At 42.6% G+C, this 18,700-nt stretch carries 14 protein-coding genes; 6 read left to right on the plus strand and 8 right to left on the minus strand.

The window, feature by feature from the left end:
- Positions 1-334 precede the first annotated feature (334 nt).
- Genes ACFQZJ_RS03460 through ACFQZJ_RS03485 form a run of 6 tightly spaced genes read left to right on the plus strand, consistent with a single transcriptional unit; the run spans position 335 to position 10,166 of the window.
- Positions 335-3,184 carry a TonB-dependent receptor gene (locus ACFQZJ_RS03460; RefSeq protein WP_379932331.1) on the plus strand — a complete coding sequence of 950 codons (2,850 nt, stop codon included), beginning with the start codon at positions 335-337 and terminating at the stop codon, positions 3,182-3,184.
- A 3-nt stretch (positions 3,185-3,187) separates the two neighbouring features.
- Positions 3,188-4,498 carry a DUF4249 domain-containing protein gene (locus tag ACFQZJ_RS03465; RefSeq protein WP_379932333.1) on the plus strand — a complete coding sequence of 437 codons (1,311 nt, stop codon included), beginning with the start codon at positions 3,188-3,190 and terminating at the stop codon, positions 4,496-4,498.
- The gene (locus ACFQZJ_RS03470; RefSeq protein WP_379932335.1) at positions 4,495-5,802 is read left to right on the plus strand and encodes a DUF4249 family protein; all 1,308 of its coding nucleotides are present in this window, start codon (positions 4,495-4,497) and stop codon (positions 5,800-5,802) included. Before ACFQZJ_RS03465 ends, ACFQZJ_RS03470 begins: the two co-directional genes overlap by 4 nt.
- A complete protein-coding gene (locus ACFQZJ_RS03475) occupies positions 5,799-7,160 on the plus strand; it encodes a DUF4249 domain-containing protein (RefSeq protein WP_379932337.1) in 1,362 nt (453 codons plus the stop codon). The genes ACFQZJ_RS03470 and ACFQZJ_RS03475 overlap by 4 nt, the downstream gene beginning before the upstream one ends.
- Entirely contained in the window at positions 7,157-8,368 is a 1,212-nt protein-coding gene (locus ACFQZJ_RS03480; protein WP_379932339.1) for a DUF4249 domain-containing protein, read from the plus strand. The genes ACFQZJ_RS03475 and ACFQZJ_RS03480 overlap by 4 nt, the downstream gene beginning before the upstream one ends.
- A gap of 10 nt (positions 8,369-8,378) precedes the next feature.
- On the plus strand, positions 8,379-10,166 hold the full coding sequence (locus ACFQZJ_RS03485; protein ID WP_379932341.1) for a hypothetical protein: 1,788 nt from the start codon (positions 8,379-8,381) through the stop codon (positions 10,164-10,166).
- 76 nt (positions 10,167-10,242) lie between these two features.
- Here ACFQZJ_RS03485 and ACFQZJ_RS03490 read toward each other — a convergent pair whose 3' ends face one another.
- From ACFQZJ_RS03490 to ACFQZJ_RS03525, 8 genes are all read right to left on the minus strand, one after another.
- Positions 10,243-12,060 (minus strand): AMP-dependent synthetase/ligase, encoded by a 1,818-nt coding sequence (locus ACFQZJ_RS03490; protein ID WP_379932343.1) that lies wholly within the window; start codon positions 12,058-12,060, stop codon positions 10,243-10,245.
- Positions 12,061-12,125: 65 nt separating this feature from the next.
- The gene (locus ACFQZJ_RS03495; protein ID WP_379932345.1) at positions 12,126-12,656 is read right to left on the minus strand and encodes a PaaI family thioesterase; all 531 of its coding nucleotides are present in this window, start codon (positions 12,654-12,656) and stop codon (positions 12,126-12,128) included.
- A gap of 27 nt (positions 12,657-12,683) precedes the next feature.
- Positions 12,684-13,148, minus strand: a complete 465-nt coding sequence (locus tag ACFQZJ_RS03500) for a MaoC family dehydratase (RefSeq protein WP_379932347.1) — start codon at positions 13,146-13,148, stop codon at positions 12,684-12,686.
- A gap of 191 nt (positions 13,149-13,339) precedes the next feature.
- Positions 13,340-14,077, minus strand: coding sequence for an SDR family NAD(P)-dependent oxidoreductase (locus ACFQZJ_RS03505; RefSeq protein ID WP_379932349.1), 738 nt, complete (start codon positions 14,075-14,077; stop codon positions 13,340-13,342).
- Positions 14,078-14,542: 465 nt separating this feature from the next.
- Positions 14,543-15,529 (minus strand): NADPH:quinone oxidoreductase family protein, encoded by a 987-nt coding sequence (locus tag ACFQZJ_RS03510; RefSeq protein WP_379932351.1) that lies wholly within the window; start codon positions 15,527-15,529, stop codon positions 14,543-14,545.
- Between the two features lie 263 nt (positions 15,530-15,792).
- The gene (locus tag ACFQZJ_RS03515) at positions 15,793-16,791 is read right to left on the minus strand and encodes an NADP-dependent oxidoreductase (protein WP_379932352.1); all 999 of its coding nucleotides are present in this window, start codon (positions 16,789-16,791) and stop codon (positions 15,793-15,795) included.
- Positions 16,792-16,937: 146 nt separating this feature from the next.
- Positions 16,938-17,708, minus strand: a complete 771-nt coding sequence (locus ACFQZJ_RS03520) for an enoyl-CoA hydratase/isomerase family protein (RefSeq protein WP_379932354.1) — start codon at positions 17,706-17,708, stop codon at positions 16,938-16,940.
- A gap of 191 nt (positions 17,709-17,899) precedes the next feature.
- The gene (locus ACFQZJ_RS03525) at positions 17,900-18,655 is read right to left on the minus strand and encodes an SDR family NAD(P)-dependent oxidoreductase (protein WP_379932356.1); all 756 of its coding nucleotides are present in this window, start codon (positions 18,653-18,655) and stop codon (positions 17,900-17,902) included.
- Positions 18,656-18,700: the final 45 nt, after the last annotated feature.

Genomic DNA, 18,700 nt, shown 5'->3' on the forward strand with positions numbered 1-18,700 from the left:
GTCCAAGTTTATATTTAAGGTCTATACACAACCTTGTCTAAACCTATTGACTCCCTTTTAAGAAGGAAAAACACAAAATCGTTCATTATGCATTTATAAAGTTGAACGTATTAGGGGCTATCGTGTACTGCTGTCACTAGTCAGATGTATTGTGGTTAAAAGACATAAAATCGATATAATTTTATGAATGCATGTCAAATCGGTAATTAATCCCTGAAATAAATGAGAAAAATCTAGTGAATACTGTTAAGAAAAACCAAAAAAAGATACCTTCTTTAACGGTTTTATAACGCTAGCTATTGTATTTTTAGTAAATCAACTAGAAATAAGCCAAATGATTTTTTTTTCTCGTACTCAAAGTTCAAAAACTACGTGTTTAAGTTTACGATTCCCCAACACCGGTATTAATGTAAAAAATCTTGTTTTAGGCTTTTATTTGATTTTCGCTGTCACAACAGCTTTTGGTCAGGAATCAGAAGTGGTATCCGGATCTTATTCCAAGGCTCCTTTGAAGGACATCATTTTGGATTTGGAGAAACAAAGTGGCTATGCCTTTTTTTTCTTGCCCGATTGGGTTTCCAAAGATACCATCACGGTAACATTTAATGAGCAGCCCATTTCCTCGGTTTTGGATCAAGTCTTGGAAGGCACTGCGCTGAACCATTATCTTTTGGAGCAAGAAAAACGGATTTTTCTATTGGAAAATACGATAGTCTATGACGAACTGCCTCTTTATTTTTTTGGCAGGGATAGTTCCGATGTTAACAGCGGAACGGTAAGGGGAGCAAGAAATATGCCTCCACCCACATTTTTTAACGAGGATATCCGTCAAACACGAAAAAAATATGGGGTTTCCAAGGTTGGTAAGGCCGATGCCACCAAACTAAAACAGGCCTACATGCTCAACGGTACTGCGGTCAATGCGCGCACGGGAGAAGCCATAGAAGATCTGGCTATTCGAGTGAAAGGAACCAATCTATTGAGTGTAACCGATGCCAATGGTACTTTTAAAATGGAACTGCCCGCCGGGTACAACGTACTCAGTATAAGGGCCATGGGAATAGCTGCCACGGAACGTGAAGTAATCATGTACAGCGATGGTAGTCTTACGTTTCAATTGGAAGAAGGGTTGCAACAATTGGATGAGGTAGTCGTTGAAGCCGATGCCGCGAAAAATGTAGAAGATGCCATTACGGGAAGCGAACAGATAGATTCCGAAGAATCCAAGAATATACCCTTAGTACTTGGGGAACGCGATATTCTGCAAGTGGCAAAGGCACTGCCCGGTATCTCATCGGCAGGCGAAGGGGCGACCGGACTCAATGTAAGAGGTGGAAAAACAGACCAGAACTTGGTGCTTTTGGACGATGCCGTCATCTACAACCCACAGCATTTTTTCGGTATTTTTCAGGCCCTGAATCCCTTTACCACAAAAGGCGTGGATATTTACAAAGGCGCTGTGCCGGTAGAGTTCGGAGGTCGTTTATCCTCAGTTTTTGATATCCGTACGAAAAACGGAAACGTAGAGGAGATTTCCGGTGAAGGGTCCATTGGTCCTGTTACCGGAAACCTAGCTTTGGAGATTCCCTTGCAAAAAAATAAATCCTCATTGGTGGTGGGAGGTAGAGGAGCTTATGCAGATTGGATTTTGCGTTCCCTCGATGACGAGGCCCTGAAAAATAGTCAAGCTTCTTTCTTTGATGGTATCCTTAAATATCATAATAGGATAGATGACAATAATGAGGTAAAGGCCACTGCGTATTACAGTCGAGACGCCTTTAGCATCACGTCCGATTCTTTGTACAATTATGACAACAGACTGTTCTCGGTGAGATGGGACCATCGTTACAATGAAAAGACCAATGGCGCCCTTGTAGTGGATAATAGCCGCTACGGATTCGGGATTGATTTTGACGGGGAGGCCAACATAGATTTTGATCTGGACTATACCATTTCCGAAACCGGTGTAAAGTACAAACTCCGCAGCTTGTTGAACGAAAAGCATACCTTGGACTATGGCGTGGCGGCAAAGCTGTATTCGGTAAATCCGGGCAGTATCGTGCCTAGGGGAGGTGAATCCAACGTGAACCCTGTTTTTATAGACCAAGAACAAGCCTTGGAAGGCGCCCTTTTTGTTGGGGACGAAATTAATGTAGGAGAAAAACTGTTGTTGAATTTGGGACTCAGGTACGCCTTTTTTGCGGCCCTGGGCTCCGGGACACAACGTACGTACCAAGATGGATTACCACGAAACGAGTCCACTGTTCTGGATACCATAAGTTATGGCAACGGGGAGGTGGTAAAGACCTATGGCGGACCCGAAGCCAGGGTATCGGCACGGTATTTACTGAAGCCGGACCTGTCCATTAAGGCAAGTTTCAACAATTCCTACCAATTTCTGCACACCTTGTCCAATAACACCACGGTATCGCCAATAGATACTTGGAAATTATCGGACCTGAACATAGCGCCCCAACAAGGCTACCAGGCTTCCTTGGGGCTGTATAAAAATTTCAAGGAAAACGAATACGAATTTAGCGTGGAAGGCTACTACAAAAAAATGGACAATGTGCTCGATTTTAAGACCGGTGCCAACCTCTTCTTGAACGAAAACGTGGAGACCGAGGTGCTACAGGGAGATGGTACGGCGTACGGGGTAGAGCTGTTGCTGAAAAAGAACAGGGGCGATTTTAATGGTTGGTTGAGTTACACGTATTCCAGGAGTTTATATCGATTTGATAGTGAATTCAGTGAGGAACGGATCAACAACGGGGATTTTTTCGCCTCCAATTTCGATAAGCCCCATGATGTAAGCCTTATTACCAATTACAAGTTCAGTAGACGGTACAGTCTATCGGCCAATTTTGTATACCAAACAGGGAGGCCGGTGACCTACCCGATCGGTACGTTTCGGTTCAATAATGCCGATTTTGTTGCCTTTAGCAACCGTAACGAATTTCGAATTCCGGATTTTTACCGTTTGGACCTCGGTTTCAATATCGAGGGCAACCACAAAAAGAACAAGCTTGCCCATAGTTTTGTGACGATTTCGGTGTATAATGTGTTGGGCAGGAACAATCCCTACTCGGTGTTTTTTGTAACAGAGAACGGAGAGGTAAAGGCATTGCAGAGTTCCATTTTTGCGATACCGATTCCATCGATTACCTATAATTTTAAATTTTAAGAAGTGTCTGCAAGTCAACGGATTAAAATAGCGATGTGGATTTTTACCTTAGGTTTATGCTGTGGGTTAGCCGGTTGCATTGAAGAGTTTGAGGCGGAGGATATTACCGATGTATTGGAGGGTACCCTTGTTATAGACGCTAGAATTTCCGATCAGAACATTCGACAAACAATTTTTCTGTCCCGAACCTTTTCATTACAAGATTCCGAGCCATTACCCGAAAACGGGGCACAGGTCAGTATTATTAACGAAACCGGTACCCGTATCGATTTTTCTGAAATGGTTCCAGGAGCCTATAGTACAAACAGTGCTGTTGCATTGGAGCAGGGTAGGTCCTATACATTAGAAATTATAACTGTTGATGGGGTAAGGTATATTTCGGACGAGGCCGCATTACCTAACAAAGTTGAAATAACAAACCTTAGTGCAGAAAAAAGAATCAACGGTTTCGAAAAAGAGGGCATTGCGATTTTGGTTGATAACACAGATAGGTTCAGTGGCCAGAATTACTACCGTTACGAATATGAGGAGACCTATAAAATTCTTGCCCCTGACCCCAATCCTTTTGATTGGGACGAGATTGACTATGATATTAACGACGGCGATGGCTGGGAGGTAACTGTTGCTGCACGTGATAAATTGGTTAATATTTGTTACGGCACCAACAGTTCTAAGGATATAATTTTAGCATCGACTGCCGGACTAAACGCCAATAGTGTAGATGATTTTGAGGTGCGATTTTTGCACAGCGATACGTATGCGATTTCCCACAGGTACAGTATTTTGGTAAAGCAGTACCATCATGATGTCAATGCAAATTCCTTTTTTAGTTTGTTGAAGGATTTTTCAAGTGCGGAAAGTATTTTTAGTAACGTTCAGACCGGAGGCTTAGAAGGCAACATAACCGTTCAGAATTCTGGTAAATCCCTGGTGTTCGGTTATTTTGAATTGAGCTCTTACAGTGAGAAACGACTATTTTTTGATTATGATGATTTTTTCCCAAACGAACCCTTGCCTCCGTATTTAACAAACTGTTTTACAGGAGCCCCTCCGCTGTACCCAGAAGGTTTCCATATTACACCGGCACCGGATGGGGATGGATTTATAATAGACGGCACCAATGGATCCCCTTTGATCGATGGTATATTAACAGGCCTGTATGCCTATCATGCAGATAACGAGGACTATGAGGATTATATAGCTAGGGAAGGAGGAGTAGGGGGTGCCGCGCCCTTTTTGGTGAAGCCTTTGGGCTGTGTCGATTGCAGGGAGTTTGGGAGTACGGTCGTACCTGAATTTTGGACAGAAGAATGAAAAAAATAATCCTTTCAATAGCGCTTTTGTTTTCAGTTATCTCCTGTATAGAGGAGGTAGATTTGGCTATTGGTTCCATTGATACGACAAGGGATATCGTGATTATTGAAGGGACGTTGACCAATGAATTTAAAAACCAACGGATACGGATTACAAGGATGGATACCATTACAGATTTGGAAGTAGATACGCTCATAAACCCTTTTTTACCAACATTTGATATCAATAGGGATTTAGTGCGGTATGAGGAAAATGCCACCGTTTTAGTAACGGACGATATAGGCAACAGGTTTGATTTTGAAGAAACAAGTCCCGGTAATTACCGATCCGAAATACCGTTTAGTGCAGAAGTAGGTGTTTTATACCAACTAAACGTTATGACCACGGACAATAGGAGTTTTTCTTCTGTTCCTACGCAGATAGGAGGAATATCGGCAATAGAGGAATTATATGCTGAAAAAATAGTGAACGATAATGGCGAGGAAGGTATTGGGATTTTTATAGATAATACGGCTCAGAGTGGTGATGTTAGAAACTTAAGATACACGTATGACGAAACCTATAAGATAATTGCTCCTTTTTGGGATGAACTTGCTTTTAAACTAAGTAATTACGACCCCTGTGCCCTTCCTGTAGTAACCTATGATCTAGAAATAGTACCACGAGAAACAGAGCAACGAGTTTGTTATGGAAGTAAAAGTTCCAATACCATTATACAGGCGCAGCAAACAAATCCTGAGAGTACTGGTTTAAATCGCTTTATGGTCCGGTTTATTGACCGAAATGATTTCATTCTATCCCATCGGTACAGTATCGAGGTAACGGAAATGGTAACGAGTCAAGAGTCTTATGGTTTCTATGACTTACTGAATAATTTTAGCCAAACAGGGAATATTTTCACCCAAATACAACCGGGTTTTCTAGAGGGTAATATCGTGGCCGATGACGGTAGCCAAGGAACGGTGCTTGGTTTCTTTGACGTGGTTTCGGTATCTAAAAAGCGACTGTTTTTTAATTATACCGACTTTTATCCCAATGAAGAATTGCCGGATTATCCCTCTCCTTGTTTTGAGCAGTCCTCACCCGAATCTCATGTATCTCGTTGCGCTACCGGTTTAAGTGGAGGAGGTTGCCCGTTATCGATTATTGAAGGAGTAAACTTGGATTTGTACACTTATGTTCGTAATAATGATGGCTTGGCGGTTGGTATTTGCCCAGGCCCCTATGTGTATGTTTTTAAACTTTGCGGAGATTGCACGGCCCTAGGAAGTAACATCGTACCGGAATTTTGGACAGAAGAATGAGAAAACGAACTTACATACTACTACTTAGCATTATGGCTTTATCAAGCTGTATCGAACCTATTGATGTAAGTCCGGCAGTGAATTCCACTGCCGATAGTTCCGGCATTCTGGTAGTGGAGGCCAATCTCACCGATGAGCAAGGTACCGTGCAGCAAGTTTTGTTGAGCAGGTCTAGACGCATAGAAAGCGATAGCACCGTTAACGTTGAAGATGATGTATTGTTTAACCCGAATACACCTTTTATTTCCCCAAGGGGACTGGATGTGGCCCCAGAGCAAAACGCAACGGTAGAGGCACAAACCAGCGCTGGCAATCTTATCGTATTTACCGAAAGTGAACCGGGCATCTATAAAGCACCGGATACCTTTTTTGCGGAACGTGATACTGGGTATGTCTTAAACATTACCACAGCGGACGGGGCAAGATATGCCTCTACGGAAATGCGTATAATAGGGAGTTCCCGGATAAATGACCTGTATGCAGAACGTGTCACCTCCGATACCGGTGTGGACGGAATGGGCATTTTTGTGGATACGACAGACCCCACAAACGAAACATCTTATTTTAGATATGCTTTTGAGGAAACCTATAAAATTATTGCCCCGAATTGGAGACCTTTTGAATTTGAAATCATCGAGGAGGGAGGGGAACCCATTTTGGATGAGGACACCGGAGATTTAATTGGATTTACAGTTCCGGCAGTACGATTGATAGAGAAGAAGCGGGAAGAGCGGGTTTGTTTTAAGACCGACCCTTCTCAGGATATTTTGGTTGCGGATGTTTCCGGGCTGGATAATAATACGGTAATCAGGAACCAACTGCGTTTTATTAACAGTAATAACCCCATTTTATCGCACCGATATAGTATTATGGTCAAGCAGATGGCCGTAGCCTTTGAGTCCTATCAATTCTATGAAAATCTCAGAAATTTTACCCAAAGCGAGCTAGTATTCAGTCAAATACAACCAGGCCCATTAGAAGGGAATATCGCAAGCGAATCCTCACAGAATAAAGTAATTGGTTTTTTTGATGTAAGTAGTGTTGCTAAGCAACGCCTCTATTTTAACTATGAAGATTTTTATCCCGGAGAACCCTTACCACCTTATTTTGGCACCGTGACCTGTGATCGGTTTTTAGCACCAATTTTAGGAGACCCGGAGCGTGATGGCCCTCCTCCTCCACCAAATGAACAATGTCCCCAACCTTTGGTGCCTAGAATCAAACTTGGGCTCGTTGAATGGCTAGGTAGTAATGACCCTGGAGTTTGCGAGGGGCCATATCAAGTGACCCCTACGATATGTGGTGATTGTAATATAGTGGGCAGTAACATAGTACCTGAATTTTGGACGGAAGAATGAGAAAATTAGTTTACATATTGGGTATAGTATCGGTTTTAGCAAGCTGTGTGGAACCTTTTGACATTTCCGGTGAAGTCGAAACAGGTGAAAACATTGAAAATTTTTTGGTGGTGGAAGCTACGGTCACCAATGAACTAAAGCAACAGGTGGTGGTATTGGGAAGGGGTAGGAGTTTTGCCAATGATTCCCTACAGCCCGTTACCCAAAACGCAAACGTGTCCGTTGTTGATGGTAACGGCAACCGCTTTTCATTTACTGAAACGGAACCTGGGCGCTACGTTTCCGATCAAATGTTCCAAGCTTTGCCCAATACCACTTATCAATTGAACATACAGACCGCGCAGGGCAGTTCCTATACATCCAAATTGGTTTCTTTGCCCGAGACCGCCACGATAGCGGCAGTTTATGCGGAACGTATTATCAATGACTTGGGTGTGGAAGGTATCGCCATCTACGTAGATTCAGAGGTTATGCCGGGTGAAGCGCCTTTTTTACGGTATCAATATGAGGAAACCTATAAAATCATAGCGCCGCTATGGTCGCCTTTTGACATGGTGGTCACCGATCCCAATCCACCCTATGGATTTGATTTGGTGGCAAGGGAGCAAGAAGAACGGGTTTGTTATGGCACCCGGTTGAGCAATACGATCATACAGATTTCCAACCTTGGTAGGACGGGGAATCAAGTCAACCGAAATTTGGTGCGTTTTATTCCAAGCGATGATTTTATTATCAGTCATCGGTATAGCATATTGGTGCGGCAACTTGTTCAGTCTGCGGATGCCTATTCTTTTTATCGTACGTTAAACGAACAATCGGGCAACCAGAGTCTTTTTACGGAAATTCAACCCGGTTTTATTGAGGGCAATGTGTCAAATACAGGCAATCCCAACGAAAAAGTATTGGGGTATTTTGAAGTGGCCAATGTGAGTCAAGAACGATTGTTCTTTAATTATGAAGCGTTTTTTCCTGATGAAGATTTGCCGCCTTATGCCATACGTTGTAGTTTTTTGGGAGCACCATCAGAGCTAACACCTGCAGGAACATCACCATTAAAGGACGCGATCGATAGCGGTTTTTTTGTTTATGTAAGAAATAATAACGGAGAGGTAGCTCCACCTGCCGGCCCCTATTTGACCGCCCGTAGGGCTTGCGGTGATTGTACCGTTTTAGGAAGTAATATAGTCCCCGATTTTTGGACAGAATAATCTAATAGTTATGAAGAAACAAGTCATTTTTAGTTTACTTTTTCTAGTGTATTCCTTGGGTGTATGGTCGCAATATGTGGTAAAAAGCCCTACCGAACTGGAAAGTCTGAAAAAATTGCCCCAAGAAAAAGTATATATAGACCATACGGGCCCGGTGCTGTTCGCTGGTGAGTATCTCTACTATGCACTCTACTGTTTCAATGCCCAAACTAACAAACGTACGAATATAAGTAGGCTAGCCTATGTAGCTTTGGTAAACGATGAAAAGGAATTTGTTTTTGAGCACAAGTTAAAAATGGACGGCGGCCTGGGGCAAGGCGATTTCTTTATTTCAACCGATGTGCCCTCCGGGAACTACAAACTTCTGGGTTATACCCAATGGATGAAGAACAATGGCATTGCCCAAGTCTTTAAGGACGATATCGTGATCATAAACCCCTACTTGGCCGATCAATCCAAATTATGGGCTAAGGCCGATGATAATGTTGCCATTGACAAAGATTCAAAAAGTGGGGAAAGTAGGGTCATCGATTCTTCCACGGTTTCATTTTCCATTGATAAAACAAGGTATGCTAAAAGGGAAAAGGTAAAACTGAGCCTAAAAAATTACAAAGGTTATTTAGGAAATGGAGCGTACACGCTCAAAGTAAGGAGCAAGGAACAACTGGGCAGAGATTCGTTCATGGATGCCACAAGTTACGCCGATGCTTATTTTAATGTGGAGAAACAAATTAAACAGCGGGTAGGCGATAGTCTCTTTCTGCCGGAGCAACGTGGAGAACTTTTCTTTGGTACGGTTACCGCAGCGGATGGCAGCCCAGTTGTAGATAAACCCGTAGTCATATCCATACCGGGAAAGGAGTTTTTACTTAAATTTTCAAGAACCGATGACGATGGTAATTTTTATTCCTATCTAAGGAAAGATTATAAAGTCGCTACAGCGGTAGTACAGGTAGAGGACGAATCTGCCAGGTACAACATTAAGAAGGGAGCCGCAGGGAACTTGGACATATCTACTATAGGTTTTAGTAATTACACCTTATCCGAAAAGGATAAAGAAACGATACTGGCGCGCAGCGTTCAAAATCAAATCGAAAATCATTTTTTTCAAGTAAAACCGGACTCTGTTTTACAGGGCGATCCTATTGATCCGTTTGATGGCGGAACTCCGGAAACCGTGTTTTTGGACGACTATACTCGTTTTCCAACTTTTGAGGAGACGATGGTCGAGATTATTCCCAATGCCGGATACAGAAATGGAGGTAAGGCAAATGATTTTGTCAAAGTTGCACAGGACTATGAGACTTATGATGAAGAGTTCAATGATTTTTCATCCATTATAGTTATCGACGGTGTTTTTATACCCAACCATGAAAGGATCAGAACGTATGATGCCAGAAATATTGAAAAGATAAGTTTGATCCGTGATAAGTTTAGGTTAGGAGGGGTCGATTACCAAGGTATTGTTTCCGTAGAGACCTTTGATGGTAATTATTTGGAAACTCATGGGTATGAGAACAGTTCGGTAATCGATTTTAAAAAGCCGGAACCGGTAAAGAATTATTATAACCAACGGTACGATGAGGGGGATGATCGATATTCGCGCATTCCCGACTATCGCAGTATTCTTTTTTGGAAACCCCATATTGTCATTGACAAAAATACCTATGAATTTGAGTTCTTTACATCGGATATTACCGGTGAATATGAAATTATGTTGAACGGATTTACATCTTACGGTAAGCCCATAACCATGACGAAAACCTTTAGCGTTACCGATAATCCTACTGCAAATTAGACCATGGATAGCGCTGTTGCTACGTCAATTTACATTTGCCGAGAAGCATAGTTTTGGTTAGTTGATGCCGAAGCAATTACGCATACATTTCCTCAATTTCCTTTTTAAACTTCTCCCGTATCACTCTGCGTTTTAGTTTAAGGGTGGGTGTTAGTTCCGCTGCTGCACCATCTTCGTGCACCGGTAGCCAAGACGAACTGATAAGCTTGAACTTTTTTACTTGTTCTATATGGCTGAATTGAGGGTTGTAAAGCCCGATTACTTTCTCATATTTGGCGATAACTGCTTCAATGGTAATCATATCCTCCAAGCTGGTCCAATCAATTTTTTTGTGTTCGCACCAGTTTTGCAGCGCGGCTTCGGCAGGAACAATGAGTGCCGTTACAAATTTTTGCTTGTCGCCTACCACCATCATCTGTTCTATTAAAAAGTCTTCTTTCATTTTATTCTCGATAGGGGAAGGGGCCACATATTTTCCTCCGGATGTTTTTAACAATTCTTTTTTACGGTCGGTGATTTTCAGGAATTCCTGTCCCGATTTTCCTTTCACCAGTTTACCAATATCCCCGGTACAGAAATATCGTTTGCCATCAATCTCTTTAAAGACTTGGGCGTTGATCTCCGACTTCTTGTAGTAGCCTTGCATTACATTGGGGCCGTGTGCCAATATTTCACCTTCATTCTCGGCATAATTACCGTCCGAGGCATCTATCTTTAATGAAACCCCTGGAATCGCATAGCCAACGGTACCGATTAATGTACCATCGGCCTCCAAACTGTTTATCGTAAGGGTAGGAGAAGTTTCCGTAAGGCCATAGGCCTCTCGAACGGGAATTCCTGCAGCACAGAAAACGCTAAGTATTTTTGACGGACAAGGAGCCGCGCCTGTAACGATCATTCGTATATTACCTCCTAGGGCATCGCGCCATTTGCTAAAAATCAGTTTATCCGCCACCTTCCATTTTAACTTTTTGGTAAACGAAAGTTTTTGATCCAGTTCAAAATCTTCCGTTAGGCCCAAGGCCCAAAAAAAGAGTTTTTTCTTTACACCTTCCAAAGCAAGTCCCTTATTGTAAATGGCTTCGTACACCTTTTCCAACAATCTGGGTACGGTGGAGAACACTACAGGACGTACGCTTGCCAAATCGCCTTCGGGTCCACTAAGATTGTCGGTTCCACAAAAGTACACCGCGGCTCCTTTGTAACAATAGGCAAAGGAGACTGCACGCTCGTAGACATGGCATAAAGGCAAAAAGCTAATGGATTTTTCGCCTGGTTTTAGTGGAAGAAATTTTGAGGTTTCTAAAATAACATGCATGATGTTACTATGTGACAGCATCACCCCTTTTGGGTTACCTGTAGTACCCGAGGTATAAATAATGGTCGCCAAGTCTTCCGCTTTTATATCTGCCTTTATCCTTTCTACTTCATGTTGTTTTGAAGAATCTAAAATTGTTTCCCAAAACGTACCTGTAGCATCTTGGTCAAAGGTGTAAATATGGGTAAGGGTTGTACAGTTCTTTTGTGCTTGACTTAGTTTATCGAACAGATCCAATCCACCGCAAAAGGCTGCTTTGACCTCAGCTTCGTTCAAAATGTATTCGTATTCGTTTGGACTTATGGTGGGGTACAAGGGAATACTGATCATTCCGGCCATTTGTATGGCAAAGTCCATAATCACCCATTCCGGTCTGTTCTTGTAAGAAGATATGGCAATTTTATCACCAGGCTTAAAACCTAAATTTAATAATCCTGAAGCCGCTTTTTCTGACATTTCCAATACTTTTTTGGAGCTATAGGATGTCCACCCGCCATTGGCTGCCCTTGCATTTAAGGCATTATCCATAGGGAATTGGGCAACTTGGTGGTGCAAAAGGTCAAATAGTCTGGTCATGGCGCGGTATGTTATAGAGTATAAGTCAATGTAAAACAGTATAATGTACAAATAATTTAACTGGTTTAAACAGCCTGTTTTTTTAGTTTTCGTTTTTGTTTATAAAAGGTTTTGTCAGCGATATAAATGGTTTTCCGGATTTCGCAGAACACGGTGTTCTTGTCTTTATTGGTTAGATGGGTTGTCTTTATGATATCAATTTCTTTTTCTGCGGATACCTTCTTCCTTATGGCCTCCAGTTCATCGGTACGAAAATGAAAATCGGCAAACAAAACCTCGCGGGCAGGGCGTTTGAAATAGATTTCGGCAGACTTGTCCCAAACCACATAGTCTTCACCAAGGATTTGCATCAATTGGGTCATGGGTATGGGGTCTACGGCTGCGAACATACTGCCGCCAAAAATGGAGCCTACAAAGTTTTTGTTCGTATAACTGTAGGCCAGTTTGATACGAATTTGTAAGAAATCTTTAGAAATATCGATGATTTTTGCAGAGCTTCTGCGATACATGGGCGACCAATTGAAACCATGTTTAAATAGGATATGTTTACTAACGAAGCGAGAGCCTATTGCGGCTAGTTGTTGGTAGAACGACATGTAAATGTAAATTTTTAAGTTTAGGGTTTACGCGAATAGTAAACTGATGAATTCGGCCACGCAAGCCGGTTTTTCCACGTCTTTGATCTCAACGCTACAGTTCCAGGTGATTTTTAGTCCATTGTCACCATAATCTTCTGCGGCCGAAATGATGGTGTGCAAGCGAATTTGGCTATTGACCGGAACCGGACTAGGAAAGCGCACTTTGTTTAATCCATAATTTACGCCCATAGTGGCCGAATCAACCGTAATAAGCTCGGTCAGTAGTTTGGACAAAAGGGAGACGGATAGAAAACCATGGGCAATGGGTTTTTTAAACGGGGAGTGTTTCTTTATTTTTTCAAGATCGACATGTACCCATTGAAAATCCTGAGTGGCTTTGGCGAAATCGTTGATCATCTCCTGTGTAATGGTCAACCATGCCCCAGCCGGAAGTTCTTTGCCTACTATTGTTTTGAATTCTATGAAATCTGATATGTGTATTTGTGCCATAGTTTATATTTATCTTAGAATGAGTTTTACATGTTAGCTGAAAACAACCAGTCCCTTAGGTTGAATCGGCAGTTTAAAATAGGACGTAAATGCTTTACGAACTGTGAACCGCTACTGGAAACTAAAAATGGTTATGCGAAAAAATTTTGTTTCTTCTGCAAATGAAGCTACGTTCGTCCAGTAACGTTGTTTTACCTAGCGGTTCCGCCATCAATAGTCAAACAAATACCGGAAACGAATCGTGCTTCGTCGGAGGCAAGGTATAAATAGCCATAGGCGATATCAATGGGTGCTGCGGCGGTTTTCAGGGGAATACTTGCCTTGATGGCATCTAAATGCGCGGTTGGAATGTCTGCGACCATGTCCGTAAGCGTAAAACCAGGTGCAACTGCGTTTGCGGTAATGCCATATTTGCCCAGTTCCATAGTCCACGTTTTTGACATGGCAATAACGCCTGCTTTAGTAGCTGCATAATTCGTCTGGCCAAAATTACCGCGTAGTCCCACGTTGGAAGCTGCACTAACAATACGGCCATAGTTGTTTGCTTTCATATAAGGTGCAACCGCCTGTGTGCAAATAAATACCCCTTTTAGGTTTACATCGATAACCGCATCCCACTCCTCCAAACTCATTTTTTCTAAGGTACGGTCACGGGTGATGCCGGCATTATTGATGAGGATATCAATTTTACCATAAGTTTTGTGGACATTTTCAAATAGTGTAGCAATGGTGCTTTTATCCGTTACGGAAACACAATGATATTCGGCAATGCCGCCATCGGCGATGATACGATCTGCAACGTCTTGTCCTTCGGGCAACAAATCAATTAGTATAACACGGGCTCCTTCCTTGGCGAACAGTGTTGCAATAGCTTCTCCAATGCCCCTGGCGCCGCCGGTTACGATGGCTACTTTATCTTTTAATCTCATAGTTTTTATATTAAGTTCAATTACAATTACAAATACAAGTTCAAATACAAGTATCAAGCCTACCCGCCGCAGGATCTGTCCGCCGAAGCAGGAGGGTTCAAGTTCAAGTTTGAAAATGGCTGTTCGCTGTGCGCCTTACGCTATGAGCTATCAGAAGTCATTAACCTTAAACCCATGAAACATGAAACAGTTTTAAACCACACCAAAAACTACCCGCTTTTCAAACAGATTACTTCGTCGCGATAAACCTTTTCGATACTTGAAAATTTGTTTCGCTTCTCGTAAAGACGTTTTAAATTATAAGGCCTAACACATCAATTTTACTACCCTCTAAAAACTACCCACTACCCACTTTTTAACCCGATTACTTCGTCACGTTTAGCCTTTTAACTACTTGAAATTTGTTTCGCTTCTCCTAAAAACCTAATGGGTGAAAAAGTCTCTTGCGTAACGCTATCTCAAATCTCAAATCTCATGTCTCACATCTATTACTAGTTTCCCTTTCACCTTTCTTTGCATCATAGCTTTAAGCGCTTTTGGGGCGTCTTTAAGTTCGTATAACTTGTCTATATGTGGTCTTAATTTTCCCTCGGCATACCATTGCATTAAGATTTTCGTATTGCGCATATTTTCCTTGGGTTGTCCCATGGCAAAACCACCCCAAAAAACACCCACCACCGAAGCGCCTTTCAACAAAGGTAGGTTTAGCGGAAGTTTAGGAATATGGCCCGATGCAAATCCTACGACCAAATACCTGCCATTCCAAGCCATACCTCTAAAGGCGGATTCACTATAATCTCCACCTACGGGATCATAAATAACATCGACCCCTTTCTTATGGGTCAATGCTTTTATGGTCGATTTAAGATCTTCCGTGCTATAATTAATGGTTTCGTCCGCGCCATACTGCCTGCATAGTTCTAATTTTTCATCCGAAGAAGCTGCGGCAATTACATGGGCACCCATACGTTTACCTAATTCCACTGCGGCCAACCCAACACCGCCTGAAGCGCCTAATACCAAAAGGGTTTCTCCTTTTTGAAGTTTTGCCCGATCTTTAAGTGCATGGAAGGAGGTGCCATAGGCCATCATAAAAGATGCCGCTATGGGAAAGTCCATTTGTGGTGGTTTTGGGAAACACGCGTTTGCGGGAATCAAAACCTCTTCGGCCATGGCGCCATGGGCGACAAAACCAAAAACTTCATCCCCTACATGTAGCTGTTCTATCTCTTCACCTACGGCTTTTACCACCCCTGATACATCACTCCCAGGTGTGAATGGAAGCTGCGGTTTAAACTGATATAGTCCCTGGATAATCAAGGTATCCGGAAAATTTACCCCACATGCTTTTACGTTGACAAGCACTTCACGCTTTCCCGGTTTTAAGTTTGCTACATCCTCTAGCACTAGCATGGAAGGAGGTCCATAGGTCTTACATCGTATTGCTTTCATTTATGCTGAATTTAGATCAGTATCTATCTGGTTTTAAGCGCTGCGCCTTTTACTTTTATTATTTGCATCTAAAATCTACCACTAGGCGTTTCGAGCCGGAGTTTGGGTTCTACCCCTTTCGTATTGTATTCCGACGAAAAAGTCCGAATACAATACGCCTTCCCCTGCATGGGTAAGGAGCTGTTCGGTAACTGAAAATAGTATTTCAAACTATTTTTTTTTAAGTCTGTCAAACAATATAGTTTTCTAACATCTAACCGCAATCACTCGATTACCTTTAAGACCAACTTTCCTTTTTTATCCCCGCTAAATAGTCGGTTATACGTCTCAGGGAAATTTTCGATACCTTCATAAATCGCTTCTCTGCTCTTAAGCTTGCCTTCCGCCATCCATTGGCCCAATTGCATCGCTCCTTCTCGGTAGCGATCTGCGTAATCAAAGACTACCATACCTTGCATACTGGCTCGGTTGACCAAAAGTGAAAGGTAATTACTAGGGCCTTTAATTGCCGTTTTGTTATTGTACTGCGAAATGGCGCCACAAATAACGATGCGCGCATGACGACGTAAGCGGGTTAGGGCAATATCCAAAATCTCGCCCCCTACATTGTCAAAATAAACATCGATGCCTTTGGGGCAATGTTCCTTTAGTTTTGTAGCTACGTTTTCATTTTTGTAATCGATACAGGCATCAAAACCCAATTCTTCTACAACATAGGTGCACTTATCAGCTCCGCCAGCAATACCCACTACGGTACAGCCCTTTATTTTTGCCACTTGTCCCACGACGCTTCCTACCGCACCAGCAGCACCGGAAACCAATACCACGTCTCCTTCTTTTATTTTCCCGACTTCGGTGATACCAAAATAGGCGGTCATCCCCGTCATTCCCAAGGTGCCTATGTAGGTGGGCAAAGGTGCCATTTTGGGATCGACAAGGTAGTAGCCTTCACCGTCCGTAACGGCATATTGCTGAACGCCTCCCGTGCCGGCCACATATTGACCGACCTCGAATTTTGGATTTTTCGATTGGATAATTTCACCAACAGATCCCGCGCGCATCACCGAGCCAATTTCCATTGGGGCGATATAGGATTTTACATTGTTCATCCATCCGCGCATGGCCGGATCTAAGGATACATAATGTTGTTTGATCAAGATTTGCCCTTCCTCTATTTCTGGGATGGGATTGCTTACCAACTCCCAAGTGGAAGCATCCGCTGCACCAACTGGTCTTTTTACGAATAATAGTTGTTTGTTCATGAGTAATCTGTTTTTTTATTTAAGACGTTTTCTTTTGAAAACTATATCATATTGAGCGCGGTCGAAATACGTTAGAAGTTTAGTGGTTCAAGTTCTCCACTGTGCTCGAAATGAGATGATTTCTAGTATTTGTACATCTTGTGATTTCACTTCTTTTTACCGGAAAAGCTAGCCACATACGCTTCCATTTTTGCCCTAATGGCTGGTTTCCACCAAAGTCTGGCGGCTTCTTTTAATGCGCTTCCGGCTTTGGCATCCACTTTGGCCAACAGGTGTTTCCTCACTTTTTGTTTGGTATTAAGCAGAATCTCTTCATCTGCCTCTAAGTATTTTTTCATCCGTTGCTCAGCTCTGTCCAATACATGTTCCAAGGGAAGGAGCTCATCTACCAAGCCGGCTGCTACCGCTTCTTTTCCGGATAATAATTTACCCTCTAAAAGATAGCGACTAGCCAGACCATCTCCCATCCAAAAGGCATAGATTTCAGTCAAGTTTTGACTAATTTGAATGTTGACCGCCACTTCATTGAGCCCGATAACATAGTTGTCTCCATCGGCCATATAGCGGTTGTCACTGGTAACGGCAAGTACGGACCCACCGGCCGGTGCATGACCGGTAATAGCGGAGATAAACGGTTTTTTGAATCGTACCAATTCCGCATACAAACTTCCAAAGTCATCAAAAAAATCTGAAATCTGACTTTTGTCGTATTCCATAAGCGCAATCAAATCCAGTCCCGCAGAAAAATAGTGTGGCTGTCCCGTAAGTATGACACCTTTTACTTCTGGGTCTTTTTCCAGATCGGCAAATGTTTTGCGCAATTCGTTGACCATTTCATGGTTGATGGCGTTCACTTTACCACGGTTCATTTGAACTAGTGTAAAGCCTTTTTTTTTCGTTAGTATAAGGTTTTTCATTTTACTTGTCTCCATTTTAAGTATCGTCTTTTCTATCCTACTAAAGGAGGTTTTTTTTAAACTCCTTGCTAGATTATATGTTCAAAGCTACCACTATCACTGACCACTGCTACCGCGCACTACCAACGTTCTAAAATGTCATGTATAGGTTTCTCTTTTGAATATATCGTTTTAGCTTAAAATCAACGTATCTAAAGCGATGTTCCCCCGTCCAAGGTTATGGTTTGTCCTGTTATAAATTTAGAATTATCGGAAGCTAGCCAACATATAGCTTCGGCAATTTCCCCTGCCTCGCCAAAACGGCCCATGGGAATCATACGTTTTAATTTATCTTCTATAGTGGGACTAGAGGTGAGTAATTGATCAAGTAAGGCCGATCGGGTAAAACCGGGACACACCGCATTGATGCGAATCTTTTTTCTGCCGTATTCCAAGGCGGCGGATTTCGTCATCCCTACAACCGCGTATTTGCTTGCACTGTAGGAAAGATTGTTTCCGGAAGCTTTTAGTCCTGCCAAAGAAGCCACATTTACGATATTGCCAAAGCCCTGATCGGTCATCTGTTTTAACGCTACCTGCATACAGTAAAAAACACCCGTTTGGTTTACGGCAATAACATTGTGCCAATCCTCGTGCGAGTGCTCGGCGGTTTTGAGCTGCTTCTTGCCACCTATACCGGCGTTGTTCACCATAACATCCAAGTGACCATGTTTTGCTACGGTTTCTGCAATCAAATCTTCCACGGCCTTAAAATGTGTCACATCTGTTTCCATCGCTTCTGCTTTTCCGCCCACCGTTCGTATTTCGCTAACCGTCTTTTTGGCGTTTTCCAGATGGATGTCCGAAACGATGATCGTAGCGCCATGTGTCCCAAAGAGTTTGGCCGTTGCCGCTCCAATGCCGCTACCGGCACCGGTGATAATGACTATTTTATTTTTTAAATTCATGAATCGTGTGTGTTATTCTTTCTCGCTCTGGCGGAAAGCTCTGAT

It is taken from the genome of Maribacter chungangensis, assembly GCF_042676845.1.
GTDB lineage: Bacteria > Bacteroidota > Bacteroidia > Flavobacteriales > Flavobacteriaceae > Maribacter > Maribacter chungangensis.